The sequence below is a fragment of the Paraburkholderia sp. BL25I1N1 genome, from assembly GCF_003002025.1.
Lineage (GTDB): Bacteria > Pseudomonadota > Gammaproteobacteria > Burkholderiales > Burkholderiaceae > Paraburkholderia.
The window spans coordinates 24,088-40,371 of sequence record NZ_PVZB01000037.1 but is presented as its reverse complement, the minus strand read 5'-3'; the positions used below and the strand labels follow the sequence as shown (position 1 = coordinate 40,371).

Annotated in this window: 13 protein-coding genes; 9 read left to right on the top strand and 4 right to left on the bottom strand. The window is 64.1% G+C overall.

What is annotated here, in order from left to right:
* Positions 1-39 precede the first annotated feature (39 nt).
* The 9 genes from tssL to ureG all read left to right on the top strand — a co-directional run bounded on the left by tssL (position 40) and on the right by ureG (position 11,112).
* Positions 40-1,287, top strand: a complete 1,248-nt coding sequence (tssL, locus tag B0G73_RS36335) for a type VI secretion system protein TssL, long form (protein WP_106285885.1) — start codon at positions 40-42, stop codon at positions 1,285-1,287.
* Positions 1,288-1,315: 28 nt separating this feature from the next.
* A complete protein-coding gene (gene tssM, locus B0G73_RS36330) occupies positions 1,316-5,317 on the top strand; it encodes a type VI secretion system membrane subunit TssM (protein ID WP_106285884.1) in 4,002 nt (1,333 codons plus the stop codon).
* A 378-nt stretch (positions 5,318-5,695) separates the two neighbouring features.
* A complete protein-coding gene (locus B0G73_RS36325) occupies positions 5,696-6,499 on the top strand; it encodes a transporter substrate-binding domain-containing protein (RefSeq protein WP_106285883.1) in 804 nt (267 codons plus the stop codon).
* Between the two features lie 175 nt (positions 6,500-6,674).
* A complete protein-coding gene (gene ureA, locus B0G73_RS36320) occupies positions 6,675-6,977 on the top strand; it encodes an urease subunit gamma (protein ID WP_106285882.1) in 303 nt (100 codons plus the stop codon).
* 27 nt (positions 6,978-7,004) lie between these two features.
* Positions 7,005-7,310: an urease subunit beta gene (locus B0G73_RS36315; protein WP_106285881.1), complete on the top strand. Its 306-nt coding sequence runs from the start codon at positions 7,005-7,007 to the stop codon at positions 7,308-7,310.
* Positions 7,311-7,368: 58 nt separating this feature from the next.
* Positions 7,369-9,075 (top strand): urease subunit alpha, encoded by a 1,707-nt coding sequence (gene ureC, locus B0G73_RS36310; RefSeq protein ID WP_106285880.1) that lies wholly within the window; start codon positions 7,369-7,371, stop codon positions 9,073-9,075.
* Positions 9,076-9,078: 3 nt separating this feature from the next.
* Complete coding sequence (gene ureE, locus B0G73_RS36305) at positions 9,079-9,780, top strand: urease accessory protein UreE (RefSeq protein WP_106285879.1); 702 nt, start codon at positions 9,079-9,081, stop codon at positions 9,778-9,780.
* Entirely contained in the window at positions 9,767-10,447 is a 681-nt protein-coding gene (locus B0G73_RS36300; protein ID WP_106285905.1) for an urease accessory protein UreF, read from the top strand. The genes ureE and B0G73_RS36300 overlap by 14 nt, the downstream gene beginning before the upstream one ends.
* Positions 10,448-10,458: 11 nt before the next feature.
* Positions 10,459-11,112 (top strand): urease accessory protein UreG, encoded by a 654-nt coding sequence (gene ureG / locus B0G73_RS36295; RefSeq protein WP_106285878.1) that lies wholly within the window; start codon positions 10,459-10,461, stop codon positions 11,110-11,112.
* Positions 11,113-11,149: 37 nt separating this feature from the next.
* Here the strand turns inward: ureG and waaA are convergent, their stop codons facing one another.
* The 4 genes from waaA to B0G73_RS36275 form a co-directional block, all read right to left on the bottom strand.
* The gene (gene waaA / locus B0G73_RS36290; protein ID WP_106285877.1) at positions 11,150-12,460 is read right to left on the bottom strand and encodes a lipid IV(A) 3-deoxy-D-manno-octulosonic acid transferase; all 1,311 of its coding nucleotides are present in this window, start codon (positions 12,458-12,460) and stop codon (positions 11,150-11,152) included.
* 64 nt (positions 12,461-12,524) lie between these two features.
* The gene (locus B0G73_RS36285; RefSeq protein WP_106285876.1) at positions 12,525-13,409 is read right to left on the bottom strand and encodes a Kdo hydroxylase family protein; all 885 of its coding nucleotides are present in this window, start codon (positions 13,407-13,409) and stop codon (positions 12,525-12,527) included.
* Positions 13,410-13,458: 49 nt separating this feature from the next.
* Entirely contained in the window at positions 13,459-14,460 is a 1,002-nt protein-coding gene (waaC, locus tag B0G73_RS36280) for a lipopolysaccharide heptosyltransferase I (RefSeq protein WP_106285875.1), read from the bottom strand.
* Between the two features lie 212 nt (positions 14,461-14,672).
* A complete protein-coding gene (locus B0G73_RS36275) occupies positions 14,673-16,067 on the bottom strand; it encodes a phosphomannomutase/phosphoglucomutase (protein WP_106285874.1) in 1,395 nt (464 codons plus the stop codon).
* Between the last annotated feature and the right edge of the window lie 217 nt (positions 16,068-16,284).

Genomic DNA, 16,284 nt, shown 5'->3' with positions numbered 1-16,284 from the left:
ACAGCGTTCGCGCCCGACGGCCGCGCTACGTCCGCCGGCATGGAGAAAAAAGCTGGCGACTCCGCGTCCGGCGCGAGGCCCGAACTGCCGGCCACGTTGCTCGCCAGCATCCCCGCCGGTGAACCGCAGGCCACCCGCCTGCAGGCCGTGAAGGACGCGATCAATCCGCTGTTGGAGGCGGCGCGCCCGTTGCTGCGCGCGCTTGCCGACATGCCCAACAATCTGGATCTGACGGCCATCGATCAGCTTCACCTGCTGCTCAAACAGGAAGTGCGCATCTTCCAGCGACTGTGCGAGCAAGCGAATATCAGGCGTGATCACATGATCGGCGCGCGTTACTGTCTGGCCACGGCGCTCGACGAGGCCGCCGGAAAGACCGTTTGGGGTCAACGCGAAACCGGCGTCGAATGGCTTCGCAAAGGCTTAGCCACCGAATTCCACGAGGACCGTCAAGGCGGCGACAAGGTCTATCTGCTGATCGGACGGCTGATGAGCGAGCCGCGCGAGCATCTCGACCTGCTCGAAGTCGTCTATCGGATTCTGAGCCTCGGCTTCATGGGCCGCTATCGCCATGAAGCCGACGGCGCCCGCAAGCATGATGCCGTGCGCCAACGGCTCTACAACGAGATCCAGACGCAGCGGGGGGGCGTGCCGATCGCGCTGTCGCCGCGAGTGCAATCCGACGCCCGTGGACGGCGCCTGTCCGTCTACGACTTTCCGGTCTGGATTACGTTTGCCGTACTCGGGTTGGTCCTGCTCGGACTATTCGGCTGGTTCAAATACCATCTGCTCAACCACAGCGCGGATGTCGAAAAGCAGATTATCGATATCGGCCATCTGACACCGCCGCCGGCCCCACGGCTGCCGCATCTCAAGGAACTGTTGAAGGACGAGATCGCGGCCGGCACAGTCAGCGTCGATGAAGACACACGCCACAGTTCGGTGACATTCCGCGGTGACTCGATGTTCGCGCCAGGCGGCGCCAACGTCAACGCGTCGATGGGGCCGCTGATCGCGAAGATCGCGAGCGAAATCGGCAAGGTGCCCGGTAAGGTCTCCGTCACCGGCCACACCGACAACCTGCCGATCAGAAGCCGCCAGTTCGCATCGAACGATGCGCTCTCCGAAGAACGCGCAACCCAGGTCATGCAGATGTTGCAAGCATCGGGTGTGGCTGCGGCGCGCCTTGAGGCGATCGGCGGCGGCGAGGCGAATCCCATTGGCGACAACGCAACGGCACAAGGCCGTGCGCAGAACCGCCGCGTAGAAATCACGGTCACGCCGTGATCAATAACATGCCCATCGAGACTCAAGGATGAAGAAGTTGTCGTTTCTGGTATCGCGCTGGTTCCTCGCGTTCCTCGCGCTGTTGGTCCTCGGACTGGTGATCTGGTTTTTGGGGCCGTTCGTCGCGTTCGGCGGCCTCAAGCCTCTTGTTAGCGTCGGCATGCGCGTCCTCGTGATCGCGCTGCTGCTCGTGAGCGCACTGCTTTGGCTCAAGGGCTGGTCGACCGGCGTGGTGTTCGGAGCGCTGCTGTGCCTGCTGGTCTGGTACGCAGGGCCGCTGTTGAGCTTCGGGCGTGCCGCGCCGCTGACATCTATCGCGGCGCGCGTGATCGCGATTGCCGTCGTGCTGGCGTTTTTTGCCGCGTTCGGTCTGTACTGGCTCTGGCAGAAAATGCGCAGCGACGAAGCGTTCCTAAAAAAGGCGCTGACGTTCGGCGGCAAGAAGGAGGAGCCGCCGGCCGCTGGCAGACTCAAAGAGGTCGAAGCTCGCATCAACGCCGCGCTCGCGCGGCTGAAGTCCATGCGCACGGGCGCGAGAGGCGTGGGACGGCTCTTCCAGGGCACGCGTTATCTGTACGAGCTGCCCTGGTTCATCGCGCTCGGCTCGACCTCCTCCGGCAAGACGAGTGCATTGCTGAACGCCGGGCTGGCGTTTCCGATTGGCGGAGCGACGCCGCGAACGGCCGGCGCATCCGTCGGCACGAAGAACATCGACTGGTGGATGTCGAACGATGCCGTTCTGATCGATACCGCCGGCTACTACACGCGACATGGCGCATCGACCCAGTCATTGCCCGCGCTCGCGGACAAACGCGCGCAGAGCAAAGACAACAACGCTGGCCGCGACATGGCCGCAACCCAGGGAGCAGACGCCGCGGTGGGCGATGCCGACTGGCGTCGGCGTGTCGACGAAGACGAATGGCATGGCTTTCTCGACCTGCTTCGCCGTCACCGCCCGCGCGCGCCGATCAACGGCGCCGTGCTCGCAATAAGCCTCGACATACTGACGGCCTCCGACCCCACGGTGCGCGCGACCGAAGCCGACCTGCTGCGCGAACGGCTGGCCGATTTGCGCACCCGGCTGGGTATCCGCTTTCCGGTGTACCTGATGATTACGCAAATGGACCGCTTGTCCGGGTTCGCCGATTATTTCGGATCGCTGACCGAGGAACATCGCGCGCAAATGTGGGGATTCACGCTCCCGGTCAGTGGCCAATCGGCCCGGAGCAACCTCGCCGTTGCCTGCAACGGAGAACTCAGGCAGCTTGTCACGCGTCTCGCCGGCGGCGTGAACACACGGCTGGAAGACGAGTACGACATCGAGCGCCGCCGGCGGCTCGCGGCGCTGCCGGAAGCCTTCGCCGCGCTCAGCGCTCCGCTTGCCGATCTGCTGGGGCAACTGTTCATCGATTCGCGTTATGACGATACGCAAAATCACACGATGCTGCGAGGCGTCTATTTCACGAGTGCGTTGCAGGCAGGGCAAACAGTCACTGCTGAACCGCTCACGGTCGTGCAGCGTCTGATGGCGGGGCGCAGTCGCCTGTTCTCGGCGGACGCGGCGCGGCCCGCCGCGAACCATAGCTACTTTTTGCACGATCTGTTCACGAAGGTCGTCTTTCCCGAAGCGCATCTGGTGCGTCCCAATCTGCGCTGGGAGTACCGTTTCCGCCTGTTACGGCTGCTCGGGCATACGCTCGGCCTCGTATTGTTCGTCTGGCTCGCAATGGGCATGCGTGTGAGCTTCGGCAACAACACCGACTATCTGGATGCGATCGCGCGCAAGACCCAGGCACTCGCGGCCAAGGTCACGCAGCTTTACCGCGAGCCCAAACCGGAAGCCGTGCCGGACACGTTGAGCGAGGCGCGCTACCTGCCGACCTGGACAGGACTGGATCTGTCGGACCCTGACAGCCGCTTTCGCTATGGCCTCTACAGCGCGCCGGGTGTCGTCGAGGCGAGCCGCGACACGTATCGTGCGCTCGAGGACAATCTGCTGCTGCCGTCCATTGTTCATCGTCTGGAAGACGTCGTTGCTCAGTCGATGGCGAACAAGGATGCCAAAGCAACCTACGACGCGTTGCGCGTCTACTTGATGCTGTATGACAAGGCCAGGTTCAACTCGACCGACATCAGGGCCTGGGTACTCGACGACTGGGCAAAAAATGACAGCGCGTCGATCTTCGGCGGACGGGCTTCGATGATCGAACACGTCGAGCAGTTATTTTCCGGTGAGCGTATCGTTCAGTCGCCGCTGATCCGCAACGACGGCATGATCCAGCAAGCCCGCGCATTTCTCGACGGCAGCAATGCCACGCAGCGGCTCTACGAGCGCGCGAAGGCGGACGTGCAGAAGGAGGCGCCCGACGAGTTCGCGCTGCTTCGCGCGGTCGGACCGCAGGCCGGCACGGTGTTCACGCGTGCCAGCGGCGCGCCGCTCTCGCGCGGCGTGCCGGGCCTCTTCACATTCGACGGCTACCGGAACCTGTTCGACAAGCGGCTGCCGGAGTTCGTCCAGGCAGCACGCGACGATGACGCCTGGGTCATGGGACGTTCGTATCTCGGCGAGGCTCAAAAAAAAACGGCTGAAATCGTGAGCACGGTAATGAGCGCCGACGATCCGCTGACGGAAGCCATTCGCCGGCTCTATCTGACCGAATACGCGCAGCAGTGGGACGCTTTCCTCGGCGATATCCGCACGGTCGCCGGTACGAGCCTCGCCTTCAATCTGCAGGTGCTGCGCCAGTTCGCAGCACCCGATTCGCCGCTGGCGCGCCTTGCTCGCGCATCCGTGCATGAAACGACGCTCACCCAGTCGATCGCGGCCGCCAATGGTTCTCTGCTGCAGAAAACGTCCGACCAGTTCAGTCAGAAAGCGGATAAGGCGCTGGGCATCCGCGCGGAGGAACGCGTCGAGCGCGAACTGGTGGACGGCCATTTCGCCGCGCTGCGCGAGATGGTCACAGGCAGCGCCGACACTTCGGCCGCCGATGCGCCGGCAACCGCCCAGGCCGGCAAGACAGGTCTCGACGGCGTAACGAGCCTGCTCAACGATTACTACACCACACTGACGGTGGCGGATAACGCGATCGCAAATAACAGCATGCCGCCCGCCAGCGATGCCGCGGCGAAACTGAAAATGGCAGCCAACACCATGCCGGCGCCATTTCGCGAGGTGTTGCTCGGCCTCTCGGTACAGGGCTCGCGCGAAGTCAATCTGGGCATCGGCCAACTGCTTTCGCGGCAGATGCAGGCCGTGGTCAGCGATACCTGCCGAATGACCGTGGAGGGCAACTATCCTTTTGCGCCAGACAGTCCGCGCGACGTGAGTGTCGACGACTTCACACGCGTATTCGCACAGGGCGGCGTGATCGACGACTTCTTCACGAAGAACCTCGCACCGTTCGTCGATACCTCGGCGAAGCCGTGGCGCTACAGAACGCTACCGGGCGCCACGGAGCCCGTACAGGGCCCCGACCTCGAACCATTCCGGCATGCGAGGCAAATCCGCGACGTGTTCTTCGGCGACCAGGGCAAGCAACTTCTTTGGAAAACCGAAATCCGCGTGCCCGAACTCGATCCGACCGTGACGACACTGGCGATCGACATAGATGGTCAAAGCATGTTGTATCAGCACGGGCCCGTCGCACCATTTGCGGTGAGCTGGCCCGGGCCGCGCGGCGGGGTGCACGCCGAAATGACCGCGAGTCCGCGCATTCGCCCCGAAACTTCGACGATCGCGGCGGACGGCCCCTGGGCGCTCATGCGACTGTTGCGCAAGGGGCAGATCGTCCAAACGGCTACGCCCGGGCGCACGCGCGTCGAATTCGATTTCGACGGACGCAAGGCGGTGCTCGATATCACCGGTGCGGGGAGCGTCGCCAACCCGCTGACCAGCGATGTGCTCACCGCGTTCCGTTGCCCGAACTCAATGTCCATGTTCAGCCTGCCTGACAGCGGGCCGCCGCCGGGCTTGCCCTCGGCGACGCCGGTTCCCGCTGCGGCGGATGGCGGTCGCATTCCTCGTTGATATCTACGCGAGCCGTCGGCACACCCAGGAATACGCCCGGCCAGTCATGCATATTCGCAAAGCCAAGCCGAAGGCCATTCGAAACGCGCAGGTCGCACGCAACGCATTCACGTCATTCATCCAGTCGTCCGGCGCAGCTCAACGAGGAGAAGGACCCGGTGCGTTTCGTGTGTCTCGCGCCGGAGTCAGTCACCCGCGCAAAACCAGCAACGCACCAATCCGGCGCATTGCAATGCATCAAGTCTGTGCATCGCGATTGCGCACGCCTTGCCAGCCCAAGCCCGACCGCTTTGGCATGCACCTTGCTCTGCTCCTTCCCACGATACTGCCGCGTCCCGACGGCAGCCGACCGCTCGTCGCCACCACCGCTCACAGAACATGACCCGATCGACTCTTCGCCCCGCGCGTCGCGCCTGGCTCGCCGCACTGTTGCTCTCGCCCGTCCTCGCCGTCACCGCGCCCGCCGCTCTCGCGGACACGCTCGATAACATCGCCAAAGCCGGTGTGCTCAAAGTCGCCGTGCCGGAAGACTATCCGCCGTTCGGTTCGGTCGGCGCGGACATGAAGCCGCAGGGCTACGACATCGACACCGCCGCCCTGCTCGCGAAGTCGATGAACGTGAAGCTCGAACTCGTGCCGGTCAATAGCGCCAACCGCATTCCGTATCTGCAAACGGGCAAGGTCGACCTGGTGATCTCGTCGCTCGGCAAGACGCCGGATCGCGAGAAGGTGATCGACTTCTCGACCGCCTATGCGCCGTACTACCAGGGCGTGTTCGGTCCCGCTGACATCAAGGTCAGCGGCCCCACCGATCTGACCGGCAAGACGGTCGGCGCGACCCGCGGCGCGCTCGAGGAAATCGGTCTTACGCAAATGGCGCCGAACGCGACCATCAAGCGCTTCGAGGACAACAACGCGACCATCGCCGCGTTTCTGTCGGGCCAGGTGCAGTTGATCGCCGCGGGCAACATCGTCGCGGCCGCGATCCTCGCGAAGAATCCGCCGCGCCGCCCGGAGCCAAAGTTCGTCATCAAGAATTCGCCGTGCTTCGTCGGTATGAACAAGAACGAACCACGCCTGCAGCAGAAAGTGAACGCCGCCATCGCGCAGGCGAAGCAGGACGGCACGCTCAACACGATGTCGAAGAAGTGGTTCAGCGCGCCGCTGCCGGCCGATCTGTAAGCGCGCCGTTAGCCGAACTTGATACCGTGACCGGCTTATCCGGCATTGCACTCGTCATGGACGCATCCCGTGCGGCGCACGCGATCCCGGCCATGACACGCAGCGCCTATCATTGTCGCGGCCGGTCCCGCTCCGGATCGTCGCAACGAACGTCACAACCCTACGCACTCATTCGATGAAGCTGACACCTCGCGAGAAGGACAAGCTGCTGATCTTCACCGCCGCGCTGCTTGCCGAACGGCGCCGCGCGCGCGGCCTCAAACTGAACTATCCGGAAGCGATCGCCTTCATCACCGCCGCGCTGATGGAAGCGGCCCGCGACGGCAAGACCGTCGCCGAAGTGATGCACTACGGCACCACGCTGCTCACCCGCAACGACGTCATGGAAGGCGTGGCGGAGATGATTCCCGACATTCAGGTCGAAGCCACGTTCCCCGACGGCACCAAACTCGTCACCGTTCATCACCCGATCCCCTGATCACTGCAATCACATAAGGCAGGCTAGATGATTCCCGGCGAACTCCTCATCGACGACGGCGAACACGAACTGAACGCGGGCCGCGCCACCGTCACGGTGGTCGTGTCGAATACCGGCGACCGTCCGGTGCAGATCGGCTCGCATTATCACTTCTACGAAGTGAACGAGGCGCTCTCGTTCGATCGGGACGTCGCGCGCGGCTTCCGGCTGAACATCGCGGCGGGCACCGCCGTGCGCTTCGAGCCCGGCCAGGAACGCACCGTCGAGCTGGTCGAACTGGCGGGCGATCGCGTCGTCTACGGCTTCAACGGCAAGGTGATGGGCAAGCTGTGAGGCCGCTCGGCCTCTTTGCACGCGCCCAGATCACCCTGTTCATTTCCGGACCCACACCATGACCTTACGCATTGGCCGCCGCGCATACGCGGAAATGTTCGGCCCCACCGCCGGCGACCGCGTGCGCCTCGCCGACACCGAATTGCTGATCGAAGTCGAGCGCGACTTCACCACCTACGGCGAAGAAGTGAAATTCGGCGGCGGCAAAGTGATTCGCGACGGCATGGGCCAGTCGCAGCGCGTGCATGCCGAGGTGGTCGATACCGTCGTCACGAACGCGGTGATTCTCGATCACTGGGGCATCGTCAAAGCTGACATCGGCATCAAGGACGGTCGCATCGCCGCAATCGGCAAAGCGGGCAATCCCGACATCCAGCCGAACGTGACGATTGCGATCGGCGCCTCCACCGAAGTGATCGCGGGCGAAGGCCTGATCGTGACGGCCGGCGGCATCGACACGCATATTCACTTCATCAGCCCGCAGCAGATCGAAGAGGCGCTCGCGAGCGGCGTGACCACGATGCTCGGTGGCGGCACCGGTCCGGCCACGGGCACCAACGCGACCACTTGCACGCCGGGTCCGTGGCATCTCGAACGCATGCTGCAAGCGGCGGACGGTTATCCGATGAATCTCGGCTTTCTCGGCAAGGGCAATGTGAGTCTGCCGCAGCCGGCACTGGAGCAGATCGCCGCGGGTGCGATCGGTTTGAAGCTGCACGAGGACTGGGGCACGACGCCGGCCGCGATCGACAACTGCCTCTCAGTCGCCGACGATACCGACACGCAGGTCGCGATTCACACGGATACGCTGAACGAAGCGGGTTTCGTCGAAGCGACCGTGGCCGCGTTCAAGGGCCGCACGATTCACACGTATCACACGGAAGGCGCGGGCGGTGGCCACGCACCGGACATCATCAAGGTATGCGGCGAAGCGAACGTGCTACCCTCTTCGACCAATCCGACGCGCCCGTACACCGTCAACACGCTCGAAGAGCATCTCGACATGCTGATGGTGTGCCACCACCTGGACCCGTCGATTGCGGAAGACATCGCGTTCGCCGAATCGCGCATTCGCCGCGAGACCATTGCCGCCGAAGACATCCTGCACGACCTCGGCGCGCTGTCGATGCTGTCGTCGGACTCGCAGGCCATGGGACGTGTGGGCGAAGTGATCATCCGCACGTGGCAGACGGCGCACAAAATGAAGGTGCAACGCGGCGCGCTGCCTGAAGACAACGCGCGCCACGACAACTTCCGTGCGAAGCGCTACGTCGCCAAGTACACGATCAACCCGGCGATCACGCACGGCATCGCGCATGAAGTCGGCTCGATCGAGCCGGGAAAGTGGGCCGACCTGGTGTTCTGGGAGCCTGCATTTTTCGGCATCAAGCCGTCGCTGATCCTCAAGGGCGGGATGATCGCCATGGCGCAAATGGGCGACCCCAACGCGTCGATTCCAACGCCGCAGCCGGTGCACTATCGCGAGATGTTCGCCACACGCGGCGGCGCCCTGGGACGCACGTCGCTGACTTTCGTCTCGCAGATGGCCGCCGATGCGGGCGTCGGCGAACGCTACGGCCTGAACAAGCGTATCGTTGCGGTCAGGAACTGCCGCAACATTTCGAAGGCAGACATGATCCACAATGCGTGGCGTCCGGCGATCAGTGTCGATCCGGAAACCTATCAGGTGATTGCCGACGGTCAGTTGCTGACCTGCGAACCGGCCACCGTGCTGCCGATGGCGCAACGCTACTTCCTGTTCTAGCCCATGCGCACCATCGACAAACTCATCGCGCCGCATCTGAAGCTCGCGCCCGTGCTGGTCAAGCGCGCGCCGACGCTGACGCTGGCGTTCGACGATCGCCGCAAGAGCCGGCTCGCCGCCACGCTGGATAACGGCGAAGAAGTCGCGCTGCTGTTGCCGCGCGGCACCGTGCTGCGCGACGGCGACGTACTGGTCGCCGACGACGGCGGCCTCGTACGCGTCGTCGCCGCACCGGAAACGGTGCTCTACGTGCGCGCGAAAGACGCGTTGACTTTGACTCGCGCCGCTTATCACCTCGGCAACCGCCACACGCCAGTGGAGGTCGGCGCCGATTACCTGAAGCTCGAATACGATCCGGTGCTGGCCGACATGCTCAAGCGCATCGGCGCGAGCGTCGATCAGGTTTCGATGCCGTTCCAGCCGGAGTCCGGCGCGTACGGTGGCGGCCATAAGCATGGTCATGACGAAACCTTCGCCGAAGACTATGCGCTGGCGCAACAGGTGTTCGGCGAGCATCATGGACATGAGCATGGTCACGACCATGAGCATAGCCACGCGGCGCACGGTCATTCGCATTCGCACGATCATGACCACGGCCGTGAGCATGCGCACGACCACGACCACGACCACGATCACGATCACGGTGATCACGTCCACGACGAATCGTGCGGCCATGGGCATCACCCCCATCATGCGCATCGCTGAACTGACGGCGCTGCTGCATCTTGCGTCGCCGGCGCTGCCGATCGGCGCATTCAGCTATTCGCAGGGTCTGGAAGCCGCCATCGAAGCGCAACTGATCACCGACGCCGACTCCGCCGGCGACTGGATCGCCAGCGGCTTGACCGACGTGCTCGCGCACGGCGAACTGCCGTTCCTCGCGCATCAGATGGAACGCTGGCGCACGCATGACGCTTCGGCCCTCGCGCAGGCCAACAGCGAATTCCTGGCGAGCCGCGAATCCGCGGAACTGCGCCGGGAAACGGAGCAGATGGGCTGGTCGTTGCGGCAGTTGTGCGTATCGCTCGAATGGGGCGACGCCGAGCGGCGCACGACGCTTGCCTCGCTAACGCCGCTCGCTCAACCCACCGCGTTCGCCTTCGCCGCCTACGCGCACGACGCCGCCGTCGATGCCGCGCTCGCCGCCTACGCCTTCAGCTGGGTGGAAAACCAGGCCGCCGCCGCGTTGAAGGCCGTGCCGTTGGGACAGCTCGCCGGTCAACGCATCATCGTCGCGCTGCGCGAGCCGATCGATGCCGCCGTCACGCGCGCCATGACCACGTCGCCCGAGAACATCAACACTTTCGCGCCGCAACTCGGCATTCTTTCGGCGCGTCACGAGTCGCAGTATTCGCGGCTCTTTCGCTCATAAAACGATCCATCATGAACGCACTTCATCAGCCCGCCCACTCGTCCGTCCGCACGAAAAAACTGCCGCCGCTGCGCGTGGGCGTCGGCGGCCCGGTCGGCTCGGGCAAGACCACGCTCCTCGAAATGCTCTGCAAGGCGATGCGCGAACAGTATGACCTCGTCGCCATCACCAACGACATCTATACGAAAGAAGATCAGCGTCTGCTGACCGTGGCGGGCGCGTTGCCGGCCGAACGGATCATGGGCGTCGAGACGGGCGGCTGTCCGCACACGGCGATTCGCGAGGATGCCTCGATCAATCTGGAAGCGGTCGACCGCATGCTGACGCGTTTTCCCGATGCGGATATCGTGTTCATCGAATCGGGCGGCGACAACCTCGCCGCGACGTTCAGTCCGGAACTGTCGGATTTGACGATCTACGTGATCGATGTGGCCGGCGGCGAAAAGATTCCGCGTAAAGGCGGCCCCGGCATTACGAAGTCCGATCTGCTGGTGATCAACAAAACGGACCTCGCGCCGATGGTCGGCGCGAACCTCGAGGTGATGGCGTCGGACGCGAAGAAGATGCGCGGCGAACGGCCCTTCGTGATGTGCAATCTGAAGGCGCTCGACGGGTTGGAGGTGGTGGTGAGGTTTATTGAAGAGAAGGGGTTGTTGAAGGTTTGAGGCGGGCGAGCGAGCACGACACGGTTCGCCTCTCCCCTCATTCTTCCGGCAACAACGCCATCAACACATCCACGGTACGCGCCGTCGCGCCACGATGGCGCGCGGCGAATGCCGACGCTGCGCCGCCCATGGCCAGCCTTCTGGCCTTATCACCAAACAACTCGCGCAACGCCCGCCCAAGATCCGCAGGATCCTTAACCTGCACCGCGGCGCCCGCCGCCACCGCATCCGCGGTGGCCTGCGTGAAATTGAACACATGCGGTCCGATCAGCACCGGCACACCGACCGCGCACGCCTCGATCAGATTCTGCCCACCCAACGGCAACAAACTACCGCCGATGAACGCCAGATCCGACGCGGCATAGTAAGCACCCAACTCACCCATCGAATCGCCCAGCAGCACGTTCACGCCCGCAGGCAACGGCGGCACTGCACCACTCGTTGCCGCCGACGCCACCTTGGCATCCGGCGCCCACACCGACCGTCGCGCAATCCGCAGCCCGGCCTTCTCGACCAGCCCGACCACTTCGTTGAAACGTTGCGGATGACGCGGCACCAGAATCAGCAGTGCGTTATCAATGCCTAGCGCCGCGAACGCCTGCAGCACCAGCTCCTCTTCACCCTCGCGCGTACTCGCCGCGACCCACACCGGACGCGCGCCGATCGCCGCGCGCCACGCATGCCCGCGCGCCGCCAGTTCTGGCGGCGTGCTCATGTCGAATTTCAGATTGCCGAGCACGGCCACGTTGCGCGCGCCGAGCGCGGTCAGCCGCTCGGCATCCGATGGACTCTGGGCCAGCACACGCGCAAAGCCGCCGAACACGTCCTTGGTCGCGCTGCCGAACTTCGCCGCGCGCTTATACGAGCGCGCCGACATCCGCGCATTAGTCAACACCAGCGGCACGTCCGCGCGACGGCACTCGTCGATCAGCGTGGGCCACACTTCGGTTTCCATCACCAGACCGAGCGAAGGCCGCCATGCCCGCAAAAACCGCTGCACGGCGTGCGGCATGTCGTACGGCAGATAGCTGCGCAAGACCCGGTCGCCGAAAATCTCCTCGCCGGTGGCGCGCCCGCTGGGCGTCATGTGCGTCAACAGAATGCGCGCGTCGGGACGCGCCTTGATCAGCGCGTCGATCAGCGGTTGCGCGGCGCGCGTCTCGCCCACCGACACCGCGTGCACCCAGATTAGCGGCGCAGTGTCTTCGGGCAACCGGCCGCGCGAATAACCAAAGCGCTCACCGATATGCTCGCGATAGCCGCGCTCCTTGCGCGAGCGGATCAACAGGCGCAACACAGCCAGCGGCGCGATGATCCACCAGAGCGCGCGATAGATCGCCCTCAGCATCGGCGCTCCGCCTGCCTGAGGCGAGCCAATCCATCGAGCGAACCCGGCAAATGGGACGCGGCGCTCAAACCAGCGCCCTGCCCTTCAGGCGCTCGAGAATTCCGAGTGGCGCGCATTCCGGCTGCGCCATCGCCTTGACTGGCAGAAAGAAAGTCTGCTCCAGCATGAACTGGCCGGACATCACCGCGTGCGAAGTCTGATCCGAGAAACACACCCAGACGCTGCCGGGCGGAAACGGCATGGTCTCCTGCGGGCTCGACTTCTGATAGTCGAGATCGGCCTTCATGCCGTCGTGCAGATGCAGCATCAAATGGTCGTACTCGCTGCGCGGCGATTTGGTCACGTGCAGCAGGTTCAGCAGCCATGCGGCGCCCGGCATTTGCGGCTTGATGCGCGGCAGGAAACGTTTGGCCATGTCCTCGAACGGTTCGCCGACGCGCCACACTCGCGGCGCGCCGTGCGGATTGACGTTGGTGAACACGCGCAGAATACGCTCGCCGTAGTTCGGCCGGGAGGGAAAAGCGTCCACATGCAGACGGCTATCGTCTTTGCGCCATGACGTCTCGCGCGTTTCCACCTGATGCAGCCGCAGGCTGGTCGGCGCCACGCGCAACCTGCCGTTGTATTCGGGAAAGAGTCCGTCGACCAGCGTGCGCGCATTGGTCTGATAACGCGCGATCAACGCACGCACGGCGGATTGCGTGACGGCGTCGCCGGCCACGCCGTGCAGCGCGCCGCCATTGGGTTCGAGGCTGATGTTCTTGCGGTTCGGATCGGCGAGCGCGGGATCGAGCAGCGCCTGTTCGCCGCCTTCGATCGCGAAGCGCAGATTCGGGAAATACAGCACTTTGCCGCGTTCGACGCCGGCAAGCAGCGTCTCGCGCGGCACGGACAGGTTGCGCCCGTGCCAGTCGGCGTTCGCTACTTCGATGATCTGGGTTTCGTTCATGGTCGCCCTTGAAAACGGTTGGAGCGCAAGGCGGAGCGCCCCGGACGGGTCATAGCAGGCCGAAGCCCGCGAGTGCCGACTTCACCTGTTGCAGCGTGGGCGGCTGTCCGGCCGTGCCGAGATTGACGACGTTCGGCGACCAGTAGCCGCCAGTACGCCACGCAGTGGCGAAATTGTACAACTCGACCGTCGGTCGCTTCAGCGCCGCGGCGATGTGAACCAGACCTGTGTCAACACCGACGGTGGCGGCCGCGCCTTCGATCAGGCCGACCACCGCGGGCAACGAGAGCCTGGGCGGCACGATGGCCGCGGCGCCGAACTCTTTCGCCAGACGCTCGCTGGTCGCGCGCTCCTCTTCGCTGCCCCACGGCAGCACGATCGACGCGCCGCGCCGCACGAGAGACTGCCCCAACTCGATCCATGCCGTGTCGGGCCACTGCTTGTCGGCGCGCGAAGTGGCGTGCACGAACACGACGTACGGAACCGGCAAGTTCAGATTCGCCTCCGACAGGGCCAGCGCCGCGCGCCCGGTGTCGATGCCGAAGTCGATGTCGTCGGTGGGCTGCGGCGGCGGGTCGTTCAGCGCGGCTGCGACCAGTTGGCGCGTACGCTCGACCACGTGGGTGCGCGGTTCGATCGGCACGCGCTTGTCGTAGAAGAACCGCACCGGCCATTCGAAGCCCGCGCCATCGGTGCGGTTCGCGAGACCGACCAGCGTGCCGCGCGCCATGCTCGCGACCCACGCGGTCTTGATGAGCCCCTGGCAGTCGATCACGAGGTCGTAGTGTTCGGCGGCGAGCGCGCGGCGAAATGCGCCGATCTCGCGCCAGTTGTCGACCGACAGAATGCGCTTGCGCCAGCGCCGCAGCGACACGGGAATCGCCCGGTGCACGCCGCTCACGAGTTGCACGAGCCCGACGAAGCTTTCTTCGACGAGCCAGTCGATCTGGGCCTCGGGATGGCGGCGTCGGATATCGGCGATCACCGGCATGTTGTGAACGACGTCGCCCAGCGACGACACCCTCACGATCAGTATCTTTTGCACGCTCAAGAGTGGGAAAACCGGCTATCCGGCCCGAAGATGCGTTGAGAGAGCCCCAAGGGGCATGAGAAAACCTGAAACACACGGCCGTTTCTCATGAGGACGGCAATTCTAGCGCGTTGCATGCACACCGCATGAAAAAACGCGGCGCGGTAAGAGAAACCCGCGCCGCGTTCGACGGCCACCGCGGTTCGAACCGAACCTCGGCGCCGCTCATGCGTTTAGAACGGCAGCTTCGCGTCCGGCTTTTCCGCCATGATCACGCGGCGGAAGTCTTCCTGGATGCGCCTGAGCGCCGCGTCGTTATCGGCTTCGAAGCGCATCACCACGACCGGCGTGGTGTTCGACGAGCGAGCGAGACCGAAACCGTCCGGATACTCGACGCGCAGGCCGTCGATCTTCACGACGTCGTCCGCGCCGGTGAATTGTGCGTTTTTCTGCAGACGCGCGATGAGTTCGAAGTTTTCGCCTTCTTCGAGCTTCAGTTGCAGTTCCGGCGTGGAGTTCGAGTTCGGCAGCGAGTTCAGCAGCTTGCTCGGGTCTTCTACCCGCGTGAGGATTTCGAGCAGACGCGCTCCCGTGTACAGGCCGTCGTCGAAACCGTACCAGCGGTCCTTGAAGAACACGTGGCCGCTCATTTCGCCGGCCAGCGGGGCGCCGGTTTCGCGCAGCTTCGCTTTGACCAGCGAGTGGCCGGTCTTCCACATGAGCGGCTCGCCGCCCTTGTCCTTGACCCACTTGGCGAGATTGCGCGTGCACTTAACGTCGTAAATGATCTGTGCACCCTTGTTGCGCGACAGCACTTCTTCGGCGAACAGCATGAGCTGACGGTCCGGATAGATGATCTGGCCGTCTTTGGTGACCACGCCGAGGCGGTCGCCGTCGCCGTCGAACGCGAAGCCGATTTCGGCGTCCGTTTCCTTCAGCGCGCGGATCACGTCCTGCAGGTTTTCCGGGTGAGCCGGGTCCGGGTGATGGTTCGGGAAGTTGCCGTCGATTTCGGTGAACAGTTCGACCAGTTCACAGCCGAGCTTCTTGAACAATTTGGGCGCAAGGCCGCCGGCCACGCCGTTGCCGGTATCGACCACGATCTTCATGGGACGCGCGAGCTTGATGTCGCTCGTGATGCGATCCAGATAGGCGTCGGCGATGTCGTACTCGGTGTACGTGCCGCTGCCTGCGGAGAAGTTCTCGTCGACGATGCGCTGATGCAGCGCGAGAATCTGCTCGCCATAAATCGCCGCGCCGCGCAGGACCATCTTGAAGCCGTTGTAGTCCGGCGGGTTGTGGCTACCCGTCACGACGATGCACGAATCGACGCGGCGCTCGCCGCCGTCGAGCTGCAACGGCACGCTGGCCGCGAAGTAGCCGACCGGTGTGGGCACCATGCCCACATTGACCACATCGACGCCGGCTTCACGCAGGCCGTCCGACAAAGCCTGGACCAACTCGGGACCCGACAGGCGCCCGTCACGCGCGACCACGACGGCGTCGCCGCCCTGGGCCCGCACTTCGCTGCCGAACGCGCGGCCGATCGAACGTGCTGCATCGGCGTCGAGCGTCTTGCCGATTACACCGCGAATGTCATACGCCTTGAAAATAGATTTGGAGATCATGTTGGCTCACTTGCGTGCAATGGAGAAATTTGACCGGCGCACCGCCGATGAATCGGTAAAACACAGCGATGCGCCCTTGCCGGAAGCGATCCGGTTCCAACTTATAATTGCGCCTTTCGGACCAGCCTTATAGCACCATTCTAATGCTTAGACGCCCTCCAAATGTAAAGTTGCCGCGACCGTCGGCGGGTTGGGCAAACGCGCGCACTGTGCCGCA